Source organism: Burkholderia seminalis, from assembly GCF_001718535.1.
GTDB lineage: Bacteria > Pseudomonadota > Gammaproteobacteria > Burkholderiales > Burkholderiaceae > Burkholderia > Burkholderia seminalis.
This window is the reverse complement of the sequence record NZ_CP013400.1, coordinates 2,723,971-2,742,062: the sequence shown is the minus strand read 5'-3', so window position 1 is coordinate 2,742,062 and position 18,092 is coordinate 2,723,971. Positions and strand designations below refer to the sequence as shown.

Annotated in this window: 18 protein-coding genes; 14 read left to right on the top strand and 4 right to left on the bottom strand. The window is 69.1% G+C overall.

The window, feature by feature from the left end; translation table 11 throughout:
• Positions 1-15 precede the first annotated feature (15 nt).
• The 9 genes from WJ12_RS32725 to WJ12_RS32685 all read left to right on the top strand — a co-directional run bounded on the left by WJ12_RS32725 (position 16) and on the right by WJ12_RS32685 (position 8,818).
• Entirely contained in the window at positions 16-1,191 is a 1,176-nt protein-coding gene (locus WJ12_RS32725) for a methionine ABC transporter ATP-binding protein (protein ID WP_059558950.1), read from the top strand.
• The gene (locus tag WJ12_RS32720) at positions 1,184-1,840 is read left to right on the top strand and encodes a methionine ABC transporter permease (RefSeq protein WP_034187801.1); all 657 of its coding nucleotides are present in this window, start codon (positions 1,184-1,186) and stop codon (positions 1,838-1,840) included. The genes WJ12_RS32725 and WJ12_RS32720 overlap by 8 nt, the downstream gene beginning before the upstream one ends.
• 53 nt (positions 1,841-1,893) lie before the next feature.
• Entirely contained in the window at positions 1,894-2,736 is an 843-nt protein-coding gene (locus tag WJ12_RS32715; RefSeq protein WP_034187802.1) for a hypothetical protein, read from the top strand.
• The gene (locus tag WJ12_RS32710) at positions 2,733-3,944 is read left to right on the top strand and encodes an acyl-CoA dehydrogenase family protein (protein ID WP_059558948.1); all 1,212 of its coding nucleotides are present in this window, start codon (positions 2,733-2,735) and stop codon (positions 3,942-3,944) included. The genes WJ12_RS32715 and WJ12_RS32710 overlap by 4 nt, the downstream gene beginning before the upstream one ends.
• Positions 3,945-4,122: 178 nt before the next feature.
• Positions 4,123-5,331 carry a zinc metallochaperone GTPase ZigA gene (zigA, locus tag WJ12_RS32705; protein WP_197423878.1) on the top strand — a complete coding sequence of 403 codons (1,209 nt, stop codon included), beginning with the start codon at positions 4,123-4,125 and terminating at the stop codon, positions 5,329-5,331.
• 60 nt (positions 5,332-5,391) lie between these two features.
• Positions 5,392-6,312, top strand: a complete 921-nt coding sequence (gene folE2 / locus WJ12_RS32700) for a GTP cyclohydrolase FolE2 (RefSeq protein ID WP_185732971.1) — start codon at positions 5,392-5,394, stop codon at positions 6,310-6,312.
• The gene (locus WJ12_RS32695; protein ID WP_059558943.1) at positions 6,306-6,887 is read left to right on the top strand and encodes a 6-pyruvoyl trahydropterin synthase family protein; all 582 of its coding nucleotides are present in this window, start codon (positions 6,306-6,308) and stop codon (positions 6,885-6,887) included. Before folE2 ends, WJ12_RS32695 begins: the two co-directional genes overlap by 7 nt.
• On the top strand, positions 6,884-7,444 hold the full coding sequence (locus WJ12_RS32690) for a gamma carbonic anhydrase family protein (protein WP_034187807.1): 561 nt from the start codon (positions 6,884-6,886) through the stop codon (positions 7,442-7,444). The genes WJ12_RS32695 and WJ12_RS32690 overlap by 4 nt, the downstream gene beginning before the upstream one ends.
• Positions 7,445-7,447: 3 nt before the next feature.
• On the top strand, positions 7,448-8,818 hold the full coding sequence (locus tag WJ12_RS32685; RefSeq protein ID WP_059558941.1) for a dihydroorotase: 1,371 nt from the start codon (positions 7,448-7,450) through the stop codon (positions 8,816-8,818).
• On the opposite strand, the gene WJ12_RS32680 is transcribed toward WJ12_RS32685, so the two are convergent.
• Positions 8,815-9,279, bottom strand: a complete 465-nt coding sequence (locus WJ12_RS32680) for an Lrp/AsnC family transcriptional regulator (protein WP_034187809.1) — start codon at positions 9,277-9,279, stop codon at positions 8,815-8,817. The genes WJ12_RS32685 and WJ12_RS32680 overlap by 4 nt on opposite strands.
• Positions 9,280-9,434: 155 nt before the next feature.
• On the opposite strand from WJ12_RS32680, the gene WJ12_RS32675 reads away from it, so the two are divergent.
• On the top strand, positions 9,435-10,067 hold the full coding sequence (locus WJ12_RS32675; protein ID WP_049032008.1) for a LysE family translocator: 633 nt from the start codon (positions 9,435-9,437) through the stop codon (positions 10,065-10,067).
• A 6-nt stretch (positions 10,068-10,073) separates the two neighbouring features.
• On the opposite strand, the gene WJ12_RS32670 is transcribed toward WJ12_RS32675, so the two are convergent.
• Positions 10,074-10,922, bottom strand: a complete 849-nt coding sequence (locus WJ12_RS32670) for a helix-turn-helix domain-containing protein (protein ID WP_034187811.1) — start codon at positions 10,920-10,922, stop codon at positions 10,074-10,076.
• 200 nt (positions 10,923-11,122) lie between these two features.
• On the opposite strand from WJ12_RS32670, the gene WJ12_RS32665 reads away from it, so the two are divergent.
• Positions 11,123-12,076, top strand: coding sequence for a DUF2167 domain-containing protein (locus tag WJ12_RS32665; protein WP_049032009.1), 954 nt, complete (start codon positions 11,123-11,125; stop codon positions 12,074-12,076).
• The gene (locus WJ12_RS32660) at positions 12,073-12,798 is read left to right on the top strand and encodes a site-2 protease family protein (protein WP_059558938.1); all 726 of its coding nucleotides are present in this window, start codon (positions 12,073-12,075) and stop codon (positions 12,796-12,798) included. Before WJ12_RS32665 ends, WJ12_RS32660 begins: the two co-directional genes overlap by 4 nt.
• A 54-nt stretch (positions 12,799-12,852) precedes the next feature.
• On the opposite strand, the gene WJ12_RS32655 is transcribed toward WJ12_RS32660, so the two are convergent.
• Complete coding sequence (locus tag WJ12_RS32655) at positions 12,853-14,247, bottom strand: MFS transporter (protein WP_069246013.1); 1,395 nt, start codon at positions 14,245-14,247, stop codon at positions 12,853-12,855.
• A gap of 248 nt (positions 14,248-14,495) precedes the next feature.
• On the opposite strand from WJ12_RS32655, the gene WJ12_RS32650 reads away from it, so the two are divergent.
• Both WJ12_RS32650 and WJ12_RS32645 read left to right on the top strand, forming a co-directional pair.
• Complete coding sequence (locus WJ12_RS32650; protein ID WP_059558933.1) at positions 14,496-16,073, top strand: aldehyde dehydrogenase (NADP(+)); 1,578 nt, start codon at positions 14,496-14,498, stop codon at positions 16,071-16,073.
• A gap of 193 nt (positions 16,074-16,266) precedes the next feature.
• Positions 16,267-16,818 (top strand): hypothetical protein, encoded by a 552-nt coding sequence (locus WJ12_RS32645; protein WP_034187816.1) that lies wholly within the window; start codon positions 16,267-16,269, stop codon positions 16,816-16,818.
• Positions 16,819-16,958: 140 nt separating this feature from the next.
• On the opposite strand, the gene kdgD is transcribed toward WJ12_RS32645, so the two are convergent.
• On the bottom strand, positions 16,959-17,873 hold the full coding sequence (kdgD, locus tag WJ12_RS32640) for a 5-dehydro-4-deoxyglucarate dehydratase (RefSeq protein WP_059558930.1): 915 nt from the start codon (positions 17,871-17,873) through the stop codon (positions 16,959-16,961).
• Positions 17,874-18,092 lie beyond the last annotated feature (219 nt).

Here is an 18,092-nt window from a genome sequence, read left to right as displayed (position 1 = left end):
TGACGGAGCGAAGCGATGACGCAATTGTTCGATACGCTGGGTTTCATCGAGCCGTCGGCCGTGCGGGCCGGCGCGGGGGCCGCGGCGCGTGACGAAGCGGCCGCGCGATATGACGGCGTGGCCGTCTCGCTGGAGCAGGTCGGCAAGGTATTCGCGACGCCGCGCGGCCACGCTGCCGCGCTGCGCGACGTGACGCTCGACGTGCGGCGCGGCGAGGTGTTCGGGATCATCGGCCGCAGCGGCGCCGGCAAATCGACGCTGCTGCGGCTCGTGAACGGCCTCGAACGGCCGAGTTCGGGCCGCGTGCGCGTGCAGGGCGTCGACGTCGGCGCGCTCGACGAGGACGGGCTCGTCGCGCTGCGACGGCGCACCGGCATGGTGTTCCAGCATTTCAACCTGCTGTCCGCGAAGACGGTGTTCGAGAACGTCGCGCTGCCGCTGAAGATCGCCGGCGTGCCGAAGGCCGAGCGCGTGCGCAAGGTCGAGGCGCTGCTCGATCTCGTCGGGCTCGCGGCCAAGCGCGATGCGTATCCGGCGAGCCTGTCGGGCGGGCAGAAGCAGCGCGTCGGCATTGCCCGCGCGCTCGTGCACGATCCCGAGGTCCTGCTGTGCGACGAGGCGACGTCGGCGCTCGATCCGGAGACGACGCAATCGATCCTCGCGCTGCTTGCCGACATCAACCGCCGCCTCGGGCTGACGATCGTGCTGATCACGCACGAGATGGAAGTGATCCGCGCGGTGTGCGATACGGTCGCGGTCATCGAACAGGGGGAAGTGGTCGAAACGGGCGCCGTGTGGCGTGTGTTCGGCGATCCGCGCCACGGCGCGACGCGCGCGCTGCTCAGTACGCTGCAGCATGACCTGCCGGCCGAGCTGGCCGCGCGTGTGCAGCCGCTGCCCGAACAGGCCGCGTTGCCCGACGGTGCGCAGGTCGTGCTCGACGTCCGCTATACGGGCGAGAGCGGCGGCGAGCCCGACGTCGGCGCGCTCGCGGCGGCGCTCGGCGGCTCGGTGCGGTTCCTGCACGGCGGCATCGAGCGTATTCAAGGCCATGCGCAGGGGCGGCTCGTGATCGCGGCCGAGCCTGGCGTGGACGACACGGGCGCGCAGCCTGCGCGCCGCGCGGTCGCCGTGCTGCTCGAACGCGCACGGCGCCACGCGAATCACGCGGAGGTGCTCGGTTATGTTTGAGCTCTGGTGGCCCGAACTGCTCGACGCGATCCGCGACACGCTGTCGATGGTCGCGGCATCGGCCGCGATCGCCGCGCTGCTCGGCATTCCGCTCGCGGTGATCCTCGTCACTACCGCACCCGGCGGGATCTACGCGCGGCGCGGCGTGAACGCGGTGCTCGGCGCGCTCGTCAACGTGTTCCGCTCGACGCCGTTCATCATCCTGCTCGTCGCGCTGCTGCCGTTCACGCGCGTGCTGATCGGCACGACGATCGGCGTGTGGGCAGCCGTCGTGCCGCTGTCGATCGCCGCGATCCCGTTCTTCGCGCGGATCGCCGAAGTGAGCCTGCGCGAAGTCGATCGCGGGCTGATCGAGGCGGCGCTCGCGATGGGCGCGAAGCGTCGCCACATCGTGTGGCACGTGCTGCTGCCGGAGGCGCTGCCCGGCATGCTCGGCGGCTTCACGATCACCGTCGTCGCGCTGATCGGCTCGACCGCGATGGCGGGCGCCGTCGGCGCGGGCGGGCTCGGCGATCTGGCGATCCGCTACGGCTATCAACGTTTCGACACCACCGTCATGGCGACCGTGATCGTGATCCTGATCGCGCTCGTCTCGGCCGTGCAAATCACGGGCGACCGCCTGGTCCGACGCGTGACCCGGCGTACCTGAGCGACGCCACAAGCGTCCGCTCGTTTCATTCCTGATCCTGAGAGAACCTACCCATGACCTTGCCCATCGGCGCTCCGCGCGAGTGGAACGGAGCATTCGAGGAAGCGCTGTTCCTGGACGTGGCGCGACGCCACCGTCCGGACTTTCCGGCCAAGCTCGCGACACCGCCGCGCGAGCCGCGCAACGACGACGAACTGGCCGCCGTCGCCGACTACTACACGAAGATGGCGTCGCACGACCTGTTCATCGTGCAGGTCGTCGCGAAGGCGATCGACACGCTGTTCCGCGACGATCCGCATTTCCAGCTGATCCTGTCGCGCCAGCTCGGCGACGACGGCGCGCACGCGGTGATCGGCCGCGAACGCGTCACCGAACTGACGGGGCGCGATCCGCTGCCGGAAGTCGACCGGCTCGTCGCCGCGCACTGGGCGCGCATCGGCGACATCGCGGTGCGCGACGTCGCGGGTTTTCTTGCGTTCGAATGGCATTACGAGCTGCACATCCTCGCGAAGCTGTGGATCCAGCGCAAGACCGGCCGCATCGGCGACAGCGCGATGCGCGAGCATGGCGAGAACCGGATCCGGCCGGACGAGGAGTGGCATCGCGTGCAGATCGTCCAGTGGTGGTTCGACACGCTGAAGGCGCTGCCGGCCGCCGAGCGCGACGCGCTGATCGATCGCGTGATCGCGGCCGACGAGGAAACGCAGGCACGGCTCGACGGTTATCTGCACGACGAATACGCGCACACCGCGCACGTGTTCGGCGCCGATATCGCCGAATACCGCGCGATCTACGACGACTGGCGGCGCGAGATCCTGTCGCGCCTCACCGGCCGCCGGCTCGAGGCGCTGGTGCCGCTGTCGGGCGCAACCGTCGCACAGGAAGCCCTTGCATGAACGATCCACGCGGCCCGGCGACCTTCGCGCCGGATACCGATGCACCGGCCGTCGACCGCGACGCGCTGGCGCGCGCGATCGACGCGCTGCGCGTGACCGCCGCCGAGCGCGACCGAACGGGCGGTCACGCGGCGCAGGAGAAACAGTGGCTTGCCGACGCGGGCCTGTTGACGCTCGCGGTGCCGCGCGCGTTCGGCGGGCAGGAAGCCGCATGGCCCGAGATCTACGACGCGATCCGGCAGGTCGCGCGCGTCGACAGCGCGCTCGCGCATCTCGTCGGGTTCCAGTGCCTGCAGGTGGTGAGCGTCGACGTATGGGGCAACCCTGCGCAGCGCGAACGCTATCTGCGCGGCACGGTCGAGCAGCGCTGGTGGTGGGGCAATGCGGTCAATCCGCTCGATACGCGGCTCATCGCCACGGCGACGCCCGACGGCGGCTACCGGCTCGACGGCGTGAAGGGCTTCTGTTCGGGTACGCGCGGGTCGCAGCGCATGACGGTGTCCGCGCACGATCCGGCAACCGGCCGCACCGTGTTCGGCGTCGTGCCGACCGATCGTCCGGGGATCACGGTCAACGAGGACTGGGACCCGATCGGCCAGCGCCAGACCGACAGCGGCAGCGTGCGCTTCGACGGCGTGACGCTCGCGGCGGACGAGGTGCTGCATCGTTCCGAAGCGCCGCCGACGCCGCGCGCGACGCTGCGCACGCTCGTGTCGCAGCTCGTGCTGACGAACCTGTTCGTCGGCCTGGCGGAAGGCGCGTTGGCCGAGGCGCGCGATTACGTGCGGCAGCACGGCCGCCCGTGGATTCACGCGGACGTCGCGCAGGCGGAAGACGATCCGTACACGCTGCAGCGTGTCGGCGACATGCGCGTGCGCGCGATCGCCGCGGCGGCACTGGCCGATCGCGCGGCCGCTGCGTTGCAGCGCGCGTGGGCGCGTCAGGATGCGCTGACGGCCGACGCGCGCGCCGACGTCGCGCTTGCGGTATCGGAAGCGAAGATCGTCGCGCAGCGCGCGGCGCTCGACAACGGCGAAGCACTGTTCGACGCGTGCGGCGCGCGCGCGACGGCCGCGTCGCTCGGCCTCGACCGTTTCTGGCGGAATGCGCGCACGCATACGCTGCACGATCCGCTCGACTACCGGTTGCGCGATGTCGGCCGGTTCGCGCTGACGGGGGAATTGCCGCAGGCGTCGCTTTATACGTGACGGCAATACGGGCGCGGGGCCGCTGCGCGGCGGCTCCGCGCCGACGGTCCGGTGCGGGCGCTTGCCGTTCCGGCCGGCACGTCGTTCGATCGGAGCGCTGGACGTTCAAAATGATATGTTATATCGTTGCGATACAATATATCATCTGCTCCTCGACCTCCTCTTCCGGAATCGCCCGATGCGCACCGCACCCCGTCCGTCCACGCGGCTTCCCGTGACCGTCCTGTCCGGCTTCCTCGGCGCCGGCAAGACGACGCTGCTCAACCACATCCTCAACAATCGCGAGGGCCGGCGCGTCGCGGTCATCGTCAACGACATGTCCGAGGTCAACATCGATGCGGCGCTCGTGCGCGACGGCGGCGCGGGCCTGTCGCGCACCGACGAGAAGTTGGTCGAGATGAGCAACGGCTGCATCTGCTGCACGTTGCGCGAGGATCTGCTGATCGAGGTCGACCGGCTCGCGCGCGAAGGGCGCTTCGACCAGCTCGTGATCGAATCCACCGGCATCTCGGAGCCGCTGCCGGTGGCCGAGACGTTCACGTTCGAAGGCGAGGACGGCCGCAGCCTCGGCGAAGTCGCGCGGCTCGACACGATGGTGACGGTGGTCGACGCATTCAATTTCCTGCGCGACTACGCGTCGCGCGACAGCCTGCGGTCGCGCGGCGAATCGCTGGGCGACGAGGACGCGCGCACGGTCGTCGATCTGCTGGTCGACCAGATCGAGTTCTGCGACGTGATCGTGATCAACAAGATCGACCTGATCGACGCCGGCGCGCGCGAGCGGCTGGTCGCGCTGCTGCGCGGGCTGAACCCGCGCGCGCGGATCGAGATCGCCGAGTTCGGCAAGGTGCCGCTCGAGCGCGTGCTCGACACGGGCCTGTTCGACTTCGACGAGGCGTCGCGCGCGCCGGGCTGGCTGCAGGAGATGCGCGGCACGCATACGCCGGAGACCGACGCGTACGGGATCCGCAGCTTCGTCTACCGCGCGCGGCGGCCGTTCCATCCGCGGCGCTTCTTCGAGCTCGTCGAAAGCGAATGGCCGGGCGTCGTCCGCTCGAAGGGGTTCTTCTGGCTGGCCACGCATCCGACCGTCGCCGGGTCGTGGTCGCAGGCCGGGGCGGTCGCGCGGCACGGGCCGGCGGGTTACTGGTGGGCGGCCGTGCCGCCCGAGCGCTGGCCGCGGGACGCCGAGGCCGTCGCGCAGATCCGCGCGCGCTGGGACGAGCGCGTCGGCGACGCCCGCCAGGAACTCGTGCTGATCGGCATGGACATGGACGAGCCCGCGCTGCGCGCGCGCCTCGACGCGTGTCTGCTGACCGACGCCGAGATGGCCGCCGGCCCCGAACACTGGGCCACGTGGGACAACCCGTTTCGCGACTGGTCCTGACCTGAACGCGCGCTGCCTGCATCGATCCGGATGGACAAGGCGCGCCACCGGAATCCGAGCATGAATGCAGCCCTTCCCGATGTTTCCCTGACCGATGCCGCGCCCGGCCGCCGTCCGCTCGAATGGGTCGGCATGCAGGGCATCGACCTGCCCGTCGCGGTGGCCGAGCCCGGCTGCCGGCGCGACGTGCATGCCCGCGCCGACGTGCAGGTCGATCTGCCCGCACCGCACGTGAAAGGCATCCACATGTCGCGGCTGTACGGGCTGCTCGACCGGCTCGCCGACGGCGAAGCGCTGTCGCCGGCCGGTCTCGGGCGCGTGCTGCGCGCGATGGTCGACAGCCATCGCGACTGCGACACGCGCAGCGCGCGCGTGCGGCTGCGCTTCGACCTGCTGGCCCGCCGCCCCGCGCTCGTGACCGAGGGGCTGGCCGGGTGGAAGGCGTATCCGGTGCGGATCGACGCGACGCTTGCCGGCGAAGCGTTCGAGCTGCGCGCCCAGGTGACGGTCGCCTATTCGTCCACATGCCCGTGCTCGGCCGCGCTGTCGCGGCACTGGGTCGAACAGGCATTCCTGGCCGCGTTCGGCCGCGAGGATCGCGTGGCGCCGGCGGCTGTCGCCGCATGGCTGAAACGGCATGCGTCGGCCGCCACGCCGCACAGCCAGCGCAGCGAAGCCGTCGTCGGCGTGGCGCTGCCCGCCGCCGGCGCGACGCTGGGGCTGATCGACCTGATCGATCGCGTCGAGCACGCGCTCGGCACGCCGGTGCAGACGGCCGTCAAGCGCGCGGACGAACAGGCGTTCGCGGTGCTGAACGGCGGCAACCTGATGTTCGTCGAGGATGCCGCGCGCCGCGTGCAGGCCGCGCTGGACGGTCGTCACGCGAATCCGTGCGTCCAGGTGCGCCATCTGGAAAGCCTGCACCCGCACGATGCGGTGGCCTGGGCCGCGCCGATGGCGGAAGGCGCCGGCGCATGCTGATTCGCAAGCTGTTCCGGTTCGAGAATGCGCATGTCGTGCGCGGCTGCAGCACGCGGCGCTGCTCGCATTCGATCCACGGCCATTCGTACCGCGTCGAGTTGCTGCTCGAAGCGCACGCGTTGGACCACGGGCAGATGGTCTACGACTTCGGGCTGCTCAAGGGCGACGTGCGTGACCTGGTCGATGCGTTCGATCATGCGGTGACGCTGTGGTCGGACGACGATCCATGCTACGTCGAAAGCATGCGTCGTTTTTCCGAGCGCTGGGTGGTGCTGCCCGTGTCACCGAGCGCCGAACAGTTCTCGCGCGTGTTGTTTCGCCTCGTCGACGCGGCGCTGAGCGGCACGCGCATGTCGAACGGCGAAGCCGACGTGCGGCTGCATTCGGTCATCGTGCACGAGACCGAGACCGGCTACGCGCAGTGTTTTCGCGACGACGCCTTCAATCCGCGCATGGGCCCGATCGACCTCGATGCGATCGTGTTCGCCCCGGCCATCGCCGCGCAGTGGCGCGATCCGGGCCTGTTCGAGCGGCTCAGGCGCGGCCCCCTCCTTTCCCGGCAGGAATCCTCATGATCCGAAAGAACCCGCGCGGCGACCTGCCGCGGATTCATCCGAACGCCTTCGTCGACCCGACCGCCATCCTGTGCGGGCACGTGATCGTCGAGGAGAACGTGTTCATCGGCCCGTACGCGGTGATCCGCGCGGACGAAACGGATGCCGACGGCCGGATCGCGCCGATCGTGATCGGCGCGCATTCGAACATCCAGGACGGCGTCGTGATCCATTCGAAGTCGGGCGCGAGCGTGACGATCGGCCGGCACACGTCGATCGCGCATCGCGCGATCGTCCACGGGCCGTGCAAGGTCGGCGACGGCGTATTCGTCGGGTTCAACAGCGTGCTGTTCAACTGCACGATCGACGACGGCTGCGTGGTGCGCTACAACGCGGTCGTCGACGGCTGCCATCTGCCGCCGGGCTTCTACGTCCGTTCGACCGAACGCATCGGGCCGGAAACCGATCTCGCCGCGTTGCCGCAGGTCACGGCCGATGCGAGCGATTTCTCCGAGGACGTCGCGCGCACGAACAATGCGCTGGTGCTCGGCTACAAGCACATCCAGAACGAGTTCTGAGTCATGGGCGAGCGGATGGGACGTGACGCAACCGACACGCCGACGCGTCGCCACGTCGACCTGCTCGTGCAGGGCGGCACGGTGATGACGCCCAACGGCGCCGAACGGATCGACGTCGCGTGCGCGGCGGGCCGCGTGGTCGCGCTGGGCGCGTTGCAGGGCAGCTGGCGGGCCGACGTCGTGCTCGATGCGCGCGGATTGCATGTGCTGCCGGGCGTGGTCGACAGCCAGGTGCATTTCCGCGAGCCGGGGCTGACGCACAAGGAGACCTTCGAAGCCGGCACGCGCGGCGCGGTGCTCGGCGGCGTCACGACCGTCTTCGAGATGCCCAACACGCATCCGTTGACGCTGAGCGGGCAGGACCTGCAGGCGAAGCTGGACCTGGCGCGCGGTCGCGCGTGGTGCGACTACGCGTTCTATATCGGCGGCTCGGCCGTGAATGCGGAGCGGTTGCCGGCACTCGAGCGCCTGCCCGGCTGCGCGGGCGTGAAGGTATTCATGGGCAGTTCGTTCGGCGACCTGCTGGCCGACGACGCAACCGTGTTACGCCGGATCCTGCGCAACGGGCGCCGGCGCATGGCCGTGCATGCGGAGGACGAGGCGCGGCTGCGCGAACGCAAGGCGATCGTGGAAGCGAGCGGCGACGTGCGCGATCATCCGCGCTGGCGCGACGAGGACAGTGCGCTGATCGCGACGCGGCGCATCGTCGGGCTGGCGGCCGAAACGGGCCGTCGGCTGCATGTGCTGCACGTGTCCACGGCGGACGAAATGGCGTTTCTTCAACACCATCGGCGGCGCGTGACGGTCGAGGTCACGCCGCACCACCTGAGCCTCGCTGCGCCGGATTGCTACGAGCGGCTCGGCACGTTCGCGCAGATGAATCCGCCCGTGCGCGAGCGGCGTCACCGGGACGCGTTGTGGCAGGCCGTCCGCGACGGCGTGGTCGACGTGATCGGCAGCGATCACGCGCCGCATACGCGCGACGAAAAGCGCCGCCCGTATCCGCAGTCGCCGAGCGGGATGACCGGCGTGCAGACGCTGCTGCCGCTGATGCTCGACCACGTCCATGCGGGCCGCTTGAGCCTCGAACGGCTGGTCGACCTGACCAGCGCCGGGCCGGCGCGCATTTTCGGCATCGAGGGGAAAGGGCGCATCGCGGCCGGCTACGACGCCGATTTCAGCATCGTCGACCTGCAGGCGCGACGGATCATCCGCGACGAATGGATCGCCAGCGTGAGCGGCTGGACACCTTACGACGGGTGCGCAGTCACGGGCTGGCCCGTGCATACGGTCGTGCGCGGGCAGGTCGTCGTGCGCGACGGCGCGCTGAACGGGCAGCCGGCCGGGGAGGCCGTCACGTTTCTGGACGCCTAGATCGGCAGGCGAACCGTCTGCTTGATGCGCTTCAGCGGAATCTCGGTTTCGACGTTGCGGACGCCTTCGATCTGCGTGAGCGTTTCCATCTGGAAGCGCTGGTAGTCGTCGAGATCGCGCGCGATCACGCGCAGCAGATAGTCGTAGCTGCCGGCCATCAGATGACATTCGAGCACTTCGGGCGCCTGCTCCATCTCGCGCGCGAAGCGCTCGACCGTCGTCTTGTCCTGGCGCTCCAGCGTGACGCGCACGAACGCGCTGAATCGCAGGTCGACGGCGGCGGGATTCAGCAGCGCGACATAAGCGTCGATCACGCCCTGTTCCTCGAGCAGATGAACGCGGCGCAGGCAGGGCGTGGCCGACAGCCCGGCCTGTTGCGCGAGTTCGGCATTCGTCTGATTCGAATTCCGTTGCAATGCGCGCAGAATGCGCCGATCGATCGCATCCAGTTTGATTGACATTTTTGACTGCCATGAGCTTGATTGCTAGAGAATAGCGCCAAATCAGGCCGGTACAGTAGCCAAATTTGCATCCAATCTCCACGGAAGGGCGTCGATAATCTGACGACCGGCCGGGCGATTCCCGTCCGTCGGCCATCCCGTTCTGGAGTGCTCCCATGTCGCATCTATCCTGGTTGCCGTTCATTGCAACGTCGCTGCTGGTCATCGTCACGCCGGGCCAGGACATGGTTCTCGTGATGTCGCGCACGCTGTCCGGCGGCACGCGCGCGGGCCTTGTGACCGCCGCGGGCGTCAGCGTCGGGTTGCTCGTGCACACGATGCTCGCGACGCTCGGGCTGGGCGCGCTTCTTCAGGCATCCGAATGGTTGTTCACGGCACTGAAGGTGATCGGCGCGCTGTACCTGCTGTACCTCGGCATCACGTTGCTGCGTTCGTCGGGCGAACTGTCGCTCGCGAGCAGCAGCAGCGGCGGCGCGCAGGTGTCGCGGCTGCGTACGTTCGCGCAAGGCGCGCTGTCCAACGTGTCGAATCCGAAGGTCGCGCTGTTCTATCTGGCGTTCCTGCCGCAGTTCGTGCCGGCGGGCACCGCGCATCCGATGCGGTCGCTGTTCGTGCTGGGCGCGACGTTCGCCGGCCTGACGTTTCTCGTCAAGGGGCCCGTCGCGCTGTTCGCCGGCCTGCTGTCGGCATCGATCCGGCGCAACCCGCGCATCCTGACGCGCCTGCACCGCGTCAGCGGCGTGGTCCTGCTGGGGCTTGGCGTGAAGCTGGCGCTCGAGCGCCGCTGATGGCGGTCATGACGCGGGCAGGGTGTCCGCCAGCGCCCGCATTGCGTCGACCGTCTCCGGATTCGCCGGAAAGAACGCCTCGATCGCGAGTTCCGACAGCGTCACGTCGACCGGCGTGCCGAACACCGTCGTCGTACTGAAGAACGTCAGCTCGCCGGCCGCCGTGCGCAATCGCAATGGCACGGCGATATCCGCGAAATCGGCGCGTGCCGGCGGGGTGTCGGGCTGGCCGCCCGGCGCCGGATACGCGGCGAGCTCGTCGCGCAGCGCATGCAGCGTGCGGTCGCCGCTCGCGTCGATCTGCCGCTGCAGCCGATGCAGGATGTGCGCGCGCCATTCATGCCAGTTGGCGATCTGCGATGCGAGGCCGTCCGGATGCAGGCTCAGCCGCAGCACGTTGACGGGCGGCTGCAGCAGCGCCGGATCGGCCTGCGCGACCAGCGCGCCGAGCATCCGGTTCGCGGCGAGCAGCACCCAGTGGCGGTCGACCGCGAGCGCCGGGTAGGGCTCGTGGCCGCGCAGCACGGCTTCGACCGCGTGGCGCGCGGCGTCGAGTTGAGGATCCGAAAACGGCCGTTCGCGAAACAGCGGCGCGAAGCCGGCCGCGACGAGCAGCGCATTGCGTTCGCGCAGCGGCACGTCGAGGCGTTCGGCGAGGTGCAGCACCATCTCGCGGCTCGGCTGCGCGCGGCCCGATTCGACGAAGCTCAGGTGGCGCGCGGAGACTTCCGCGTCGAGCGCGAGCGCCATCTGGCTCAGGCGCCGGCGCTGGCGCCACGTGCGCAGCAGCGGGCCGACGCCGGACGCGCGGCCGGCGGACGGGGAGGGCGAATGGGCGGTGGCGGTCGGGTTCATGACGCGGATGATAGGCAATCTCGCGCACCTTGGGCATTACCTGTCAGGTAAGCATCGCGCCGCTCCCCGGGCCCTGGCGCGTCGCGGCGCTGCGTTACCATGGCGACCGTGCCACCTGAGAGGCGGCGCCGGACCCGCGAGACCAATCACGGGCCGGTGCCGCGCACATTCACGACAAGGCATTCCAGGGGAATCCAACAATGAAAAGACTTGCCGTCCGGCTCGCCTGCGTGGCGACGCTCGCACTTGCCGCGACCAGCGGCCACGCGCAGACCGAAGCTGCGCAGGTGGAAATGAGGGCCGCCGCCGCGGCCGCCAACGAAGCGGTCGTGAAAGGGCCGACCGACATCGACGTGAAACACGAAGCCGTGCTGAAGCTGAAGGCCGGCGAGTCGTTCGTGCCGGCCGCCGAGGCCGGCCGCTACCTGCGCTCGATGGGTAATTCGATCGACGAAGCCAAGCTGGTCGGCCTCGTGCTGCCCGACGACCCGGACGCCGACTGGATTTCGGTCGTGTCGTTCGAGCCGAGCGGCTATATCCGCGACGACGACGCGAAGGACTGGAAGCCCGACGAGCTGCTGAAGAGCCTGCAGGCCGGCACCGAGGAAAACAACCCGGCGCGCAAGGAGCGCGGCCTGCCCGAAACCGAGGTGGTCGGCTGGGCGAAGGCGCCCGCGTACGACGCGGCCACGCACCGGCTCGTGTGGTCCGCGATCATTCGCGACAAGGGCGCGGCGCCGAATGCCGCAAACGACGGCGTGAACTACCGGACGCTCGTGCTGGGCCGCGACGGCTACCTGTCGCTGACGATGGCGTCGACGCTTGCCGACCTGCCGAAATACAAGGCATCGGCCGACGACCTGCTGTCGAACATCAGCTTCAACGACGGCAAGCGCTACGCCGATTTCAACCAGTCGACCGACCACGTTGCCGAGTACGGGCTGGCGGCGCTGATCGTCGGCGTCGGCGCGAAGAAGCTCGGCCTGCTCGCGCTGATCGGCGCGTTCGCGGTGAAGTTCTTCAAGATCGGCGCGGTCGCGCTGCTGGCCGGCGGCGCGGCGCTCAAGCGCTTCTTCGGGCGCAAGCCGAAGGCCGCCGCGGTGCCGGCGGTCGCCGACGCGTCCGAGGCAGCCGCCACGGAGCGCAAGGAATGACGAAGCTGCTGCTGCTGATCTTCGGCGGCCTCAAGCTCGGCAAGGTGCTCGTGTCGGCGGGCACCATGCTGGCGTCGATCGCGGTCTACGCGCTGTTCTACGGCTGGCGGTTCGCGGCCGGTTTCGTCGCGCTGCTGCTGGTGCACGAGGCCGGCCACTACGTCGCCGCGCGGCGGCGCGGGCTCGACGTCGGGCTGCCGACCTTCATCCCGTTCGTCGGCGCATGGATCCAGCTGAAGGCGATGCCGCACGACGCGGAAACCGAGGCATACGTCGGGCTTGCCGGGCCGTTCGTCGGCACGCTCGGCGCGCTGGCCTGCTACGCGGCCGCGCGGCACACCGATAGCAACCTGCTGCTCGCGCTGTCGTACACGGGCTTCTTCCTGAACCTGTTCAACATGATTCCGCTGTCGCCGTTCGACGGCGGGCGGATCACCGCGGTGTTGTCGCCGCGCATCTGGTTCGCGGGCGTGCCCGTGCTGATCGCGCTGTTCGTGTATCGCCCGAGCCCGCTGCTGATCGTGATGGCGATCCTCGCGCTGCCGCAGCTGAAGCGCGCGTGGCGCTACGATCCCGACGCGCCGGAGAACCGCGTGTACTACGCGACGTCGATCGAGACGAAAACGACGTACGCGCTCTGCTACGTCGGCCTGCTCGCGTTCCTTGCGCTGATGACGTCCGGCGTGCACGACATGCTGCGCGTCGCGCATTCCGCGGCTTGATGCGAAAACGGCGGCCGCGCGAAAGCGGCCGCCGTTTGCATGGAACGTCGACCCTCAGGCGTCGCGATGACGCAATTCGACGCGCTTGATGTCCTTCACGATCACGAGATAGCTGAACACGGTGACGAGCGCGTTCAGCCCGACGAACACGAGCGCGCCGTTGAACGAGCCGCTCGCGCCGACGAGGTAGCCGATCGCGATCGGCGCGACGATGCCGGCCGTGTTGCCGAACATGTTGAACAGGCTGCCCGACAGGCCGATCGCCTCCTTCGGCGCGGTGTCCGCGACGACGGCCCAGCCGAGCGAGCCGATCCCCTTGCCGAAGAACGACACGGCCATCAGCGCGATCACCAGCGCTTCGCTGTCGACGTAGTTGCAGCCGATGATCGCCATCGACAGCGCCATCCCGCCGACGATCGGAATCTTGCGCGCGAGCGTCAGCGACACGCCGCGACGGATCAGCGCGTCCGACAGCATTCCGCCGAGCACGCCGCCGAGGAACCCGCAGATCGCGGGCAGCGACGTCATGAAGCCGGCCTTCAGCAGCGACATGCCGCGCGCCTGCACGAGATAGATCGGGAACCACGTGAGGAAGAAGTACGTGAGCACGTTCACGCAGTACTGGCCGAGGTACACGCCGATCAGCATCCGGTTCGACAGCAACTGGCGCACGTAGTACCAGCCGGCGACGCGGCCGCCTCCCGCGCGCGTGCCGCCGGCGTCGCGCGGCCCGGCGGGCCGGCCCGCCGATCGCACGAGCCCGCCGCCCTGTTCGATATGGTCGAGTTCCGCGCGGTTCACGGCCGGATGGTCGGCCGGGTCCTTCATGACGCGCAGCCACAGGAACGCGAGCGCGATGCCGGCCAGGCCGAGCCACAGGTACACCTGGTGCCAGCCGTACGCATGCGTGAGCCACGCCATCAGCGGCGAGAACACCACGGCCGCGAAGTACTGCGCGGCGTTGAAGATCGCCGACGCGGTGCCGCGCTCGGCGGTCGGGAACCAGCTCGCGACGACTTTCGCATTGGCCGGAAACGCGGGCGCCTCGGCGATGCCGACCGCGAAGCGCATCGCGAACAGCGCGGCGACCGCGAACGCGGCGCTGCCGCCGAGGCCGATCGTGCTCTGCAGCAGCGTGAACGCCGACCACAGGAAGATGCTCGCCGCATAGACGCGCCGTGCGCCGAAGCGGTCGAGCAGCCAGCCGCTCGGCAGTTGCGCGAGCACGTACGCCCAGCTGAACGCCGAGAAGATGTAGCCCATCGTCACCGGATCGATGCCGAACGCCTGGCGGATCGGCGTGCCGGTGATCGACAGCGTCGCACGGTCCGCATAGTTGAGCGTCGTGACGACGAACAGCATCGCCAGGATCCAGTAGCGCACGGCGGTCCGGCGCGCGGTGCGCGCGAGGTCGAGCGGAAGATCGCGAGGAGAAGTCTGATGGCTCACTTTGAATGTACGTCGTCGTATGACATGGCTGAAAGTTTATTGATAATGGCCGGATGCATAAACTTCGGGTTTTCCCTTTGAAGCGTGTCGCCACAGTGTGGGAAAGTCGTGAGAACCTGGCCGGACAAGGCTTGCGGGTGTATCGTCGGCGCCCTCGCAAACGGCGGACAGGGGGCGATGATGTCAGCGGACATCGTATCTGTTGCGCTACAATGAGCCATTCATTCCCGAACCACGGAGCACATCCCATGCAACTGACAGGAGAGATGCTGATCGGCGCCGACGCGGTGGCCGGCTCGGCCGGAACCTTGCACGCGTTCGACCCGACGCAGGGCGCGCCGATCGACGCGCCGGCGTTCGGCGTCGCGTCGCCGGCCGATATCGACCGCGCGTGCGAACTCGCGCGCGATGCGTTCGATGCGTACCGCGCGCAGCCGCTCGCGGCCCGCGCGGCGTTTCTCGAGGCGATCGCCGATGAAATCGTCGCGCTCGGCGATGCGCTGATCGAGCGCGCGCACGCCGAAACGGGCCTGCCCGTCGCGCGGCTGCAGGGCGAGCGCGGCCGCACCGTCGGCCAGCTCCGGCTGTTCGCGCGCGTCGTGCGCGACGGGCGCTTCCTTGCCGCGTCGATTGATCCCGCCCAGCCCGCGCGCACGCCGCTGCCGCGTTCGGACCTGCGTCTGCAGAAAGTCGCGCTCGGGCCCGTTGTCGTGTTCGGCGCGAGCAATTTCCCGCTCGCGTTCTCGGTGGCCGGCGGCGATACGGCGTCGGCACTCGCGGCCGGTTGCCCGGTGATCGTCAAGGCGCACGAGGCGCATCTCGGCACGTCCGAGCTGGTCGGCCGCGCGATCCGCGCCGCCGTCGCGAAAACCGGCATGCCGGCCGGCGTGTTCTCGCTGCTGATCGGCCCCGGCCGCGCGATCGGCCCGGCGCTCGTCAGCCATCCGGCGGTCCAGGCCGTCGGCTTCACCGGCTCGCGGCAGGGCGGCATGGCGCTCGTGCAGCTCGCGAACGCGCGTCCGCAGCCGATTCCCGTCTACGCGGAAATGAGCAGCATCAACCCGGTCGTGCTGTTTCCGGCCGCGCTCGCCGCGCGCGGCGACGCGATCGCGACGGGCTTCGTCGATTCGCTGACGCTCGGCGTCGGCCAGTTCTGCACGAACCCGGGCCTCGTGCTCGCGATCGACGGCCCCGATCTCGACCGCTTCGAAGCCGCCGCCGCGCAGGCGCTCGCGAAGAAGCCGGCCGGCGTGATGCTCACGCACGGCATTGCCGATGCGTACCGCAGCGGTCGCGGCAAGCTGGCCGAACTGCCGGGCGTGCGCGAAATCGGCGCGGGCGAGGCGGCGCAGACCGACTGCCAGGCCGGCGGCGCACTGTACGAAGTCGGCGCGCAGGCGTTCCTGGCCGAACCGGCGTTCAGCCACGAGGTGTTCGGGCCGGCGTCGCTGATCGTGCGCTGCCGCGATCTCGACGAAGTCGCGCGCGTGCTCGACGGGCTCGAAGGCCAGTTGACGGCCACGCTCCAGATGGACGCCGACGACAAGCCGCTCGCCCGCCGGCTGCTGCCGATCCTCGAACGCAAGGCCGGGCGCCTGCTCGTCAACGGCTACCCGACAGGCGTCGAGGTGTGCGATGCGATGGTGCACGGCGGGCCGTTCCCCGCGACGTCGAACCCGGCCGTCACGTCGGTCGGCGCGACGGCGATCGAGCGTTTCCTGCGGCCCGTGTGCTACCAGGACTTCCCGGACGACCTGCTGCCCGAAGGGTTGCAGGACGGCAATCCGCTGGCGATCCCGCGCTTGCGGGACGGGAAGGCGGAATAACGAGGGGCGGCCCGGCAATCGACGCCGGGCCGCTCCCCGGAGGGACGAAAGCGGAGGCGGCCGACGGGTCGCCTCCGCTTTTTTTGTGGTGTCTTCCGCGTTTCCCGAATTTCTCCTACAGTACCGGTGCCTCGGGCCGCCCGGCCTGCAGGCGAGCCTGAGAGACCGACAAAAGACAACGAGGGAACCCTCCATGAACATCAACAAGCGTGGCGATCACCTGTTCGCGGCCGGATTGTGGAAAGCGATCGGCGACGTCGCGAAATCCGTGCGCACCCAGATCGGCCAGTACAGCGAAGGGCGTGTGCTCGCGAACGCGTTGCAGGAATTCCAGCGCGACCTCGGCGGCAGCGAATTCGACGTGACGATCAACCAGGGGCGGCTCGTCACGGGTGCCGACGCCCATTCGCTCGTGTTCGGGCAGGCCGTTCGCCGTTTCCGGCAGGACATGGAAGCGCTGGTGTTCGCGCTCCAGTACCGGCGCAGCATCGACGAGCGCGACCCGAACCTGCGTACCGACGCGCTGATGCAGGCGAACAGCCAGCTCGCGACCGCGAAGCAGTCGGCGACGATCACGGTCGGCCGGTTCTTCGATGCGGTCGTCGACCGCGACGTGCTCGGGCAGATCCTCGGCGGCGAATCGAATGCGCGCGCCCGCGCGGGCACACCGGGGCAGATCGAGGCGACGCGGGTCAAGCTGGGGAACGTGCGCTACCGGATCGTCGGGATCATCGCGCAGATGTGACGGCGGCACGCATCGCGGTGGATGCGTGCATCGTCACGGAAAGGAAGGGCAACGAACGATCGCGGCCGGCGCGTGCCGGCCACGATGCAGGCGTGCCGGCCGCGGCGCCGATGAAGGCCCGCGCCGCCGGCGAACGCCGCTTACTGCGGGCCCATCTTCTTGATCAGCACGTCGAGCTCGGCGGCTTCCGCCTCGGTGAGGTCGACGAGCGGCGCGCGCACCGGGCCCGCGTCATGGCCGACGAGCCTTGCGCCAGCCTTCACGATGCTGACCGCATAACCGGCGCGGCGGTTGCGGATCTTCAGGTACGGCAGGAAGAATGCGTCGATCAGGCGGCCGACCGTCGCGTGGTCGTCCTTCGCGATCGCCTCGTAGAATTCCATCGCCGTCTTCGGGATGAAGTTGAACACGGCCGACGAGTACACCGGCACGCCGAGCGCCTTGTACGCGGCCGCATAGACTTCGGCCGTCGGCAGGCCGCCGAGGTACGCGAAGCGGTCGCCGAGGCGGCGGCGGATCGTGACCATGCTCTCGATCTCGCCGACGCCGTCCTTGAACCCGATCAGGTTCGGGCAACGGTCGGCGAGGCGCTCGAGCATGTCGGCGTTCAGCTTCGAATTCGCGCGGTTGTACACCACGACGCCGATCTTCAGCGCGCGGCACACCTGCTCGACATGGTCGGCGATCCCTTCCTGGCTCGCTTCGGTCAGGTAATGCGGCATCAGCAGCACGCCGCTCGCGCCGAGGCGCTCGGCTTCCTGCGCATACTCGATCGCGACGCGCGTGGCGCCGCCCGCGCCGGCGAGGATCGGCACCTTGCCCTTGCAGGTTTCCGTCGCGACGCGGATCACGTCCGAATACTCGCGCTGCGTGAGCGAGAAGAATTCGCCGGTGCCGCCCGCCGCGAACAGCGCGCTCGCGCCGTACGGCGCCAGCCACTCCAGGCGCTCGGCGTAGGTGGACGGACGGAAGTTGCCGTCGGCGTCGAAATCCGTCAGCGGAAACGACAGCAGGCCGTGGGAGATGATCTGTTTGAGTTCTTGCGGTGAAGTCATGATTGGGTCGTCCGTCTAGCGCGAGTGCTGGGTTCGTCGGGAAACGGCATGCGAGCCGAATTGGCGATGTCGTTGTATGTCATCGTACAACGAGGGAAAAGGTGGCGCAAGCGGTTTGCTGGCCGTTCAAGGTCAGGGTCTTTCCGGATCAGGGTTTACGCAGCATCGCGGGTTGAGGTTGAATGTCGTATGATGACTAACGATATCGCCGATAGCCTT

Coding starts and splice junctions, on each gene's coding strand:
- WJ12_RS32720 (WP_034187801.1), top strand. CDS start 1,184: ATGTTTGAGCTCTGGTGGCCCGAACTGCTCGACGCGATCCGCGACACG.
- kdgD (WP_059558930.1), bottom strand. CDS start 17,873: ATGACTTCACCGCAAGAACTCAAACAGATCATCTCCCACGGCCTGCTG.
- WJ12_RS32645 (WP_034187816.1), top strand. CDS start 16,267: ATGAACATCAACAAGCGTGGCGATCACCTGTTCGCGGCCGGATTGTGG.
- WJ12_RS32715 (WP_034187802.1), top strand. CDS start 1,894: ATGACCTTGCCCATCGGCGCTCCGCGCGAGTGGAACGGAGCATTCGAG.
- WJ12_RS32710 (WP_059558948.1), top strand. CDS start 2,733: ATGAACGATCCACGCGGCCCGGCGACCTTCGCGCCGGATACCGATGCA.
- WJ12_RS32680 (WP_034187809.1), bottom strand. CDS start 9,279: ATGTCAATCAAACTGGATGCGATCGATCGGCGCATTCTGCGCGCATTG.
- WJ12_RS32695 (WP_059558943.1), top strand. CDS start 6,306: ATGCTGATTCGCAAGCTGTTCCGGTTCGAGAATGCGCATGTCGTGCGC.
- WJ12_RS32650 (WP_059558933.1), top strand. CDS start 14,496: ATGCAACTGACAGGAGAGATGCTGATCGGCGCCGACGCGGTGGCCGGC.
- WJ12_RS32660 (WP_059558938.1), top strand. CDS start 12,073: ATGACGAAGCTGCTGCTGCTGATCTTCGGCGGCCTCAAGCTCGGCAAG.
- WJ12_RS32685 (WP_059558941.1), top strand. CDS start 7,448: ATGGGCGAGCGGATGGGACGTGACGCAACCGACACGCCGACGCGTCGC.
- WJ12_RS32690 (WP_034187807.1), top strand. CDS start 6,884: ATGATCCGAAAGAACCCGCGCGGCGACCTGCCGCGGATTCATCCGAAC.
- WJ12_RS32725 (WP_059558950.1), top strand. CDS start 16: ATGACGCAATTGTTCGATACGCTGGGTTTCATCGAGCCGTCGGCCGTG.
- WJ12_RS32670 (WP_034187811.1), bottom strand. CDS start 10,922: ATGAACCCGACCGCCACCGCCCATTCGCCCTCCCCGTCCGCCGGCCGC.
- WJ12_RS32665 (WP_049032009.1), top strand. CDS start 11,123: ATGAAAAGACTTGCCGTCCGGCTCGCCTGCGTGGCGACGCTCGCACTT.
- folE2 (WP_185732971.1), top strand. CDS start 5,392: ATGAATGCAGCCCTTCCCGATGTTTCCCTGACCGATGCCGCGCCCGGC.
- WJ12_RS32675 (WP_049032008.1), top strand. CDS start 9,435: ATGTCGCATCTATCCTGGTTGCCGTTCATTGCAACGTCGCTGCTGGTC.
- zigA (WP_197423878.1), top strand. CDS start 4,123: ATGCGCACCGCACCCCGTCCGTCCACGCGGCTTCCCGTGACCGTCCTG.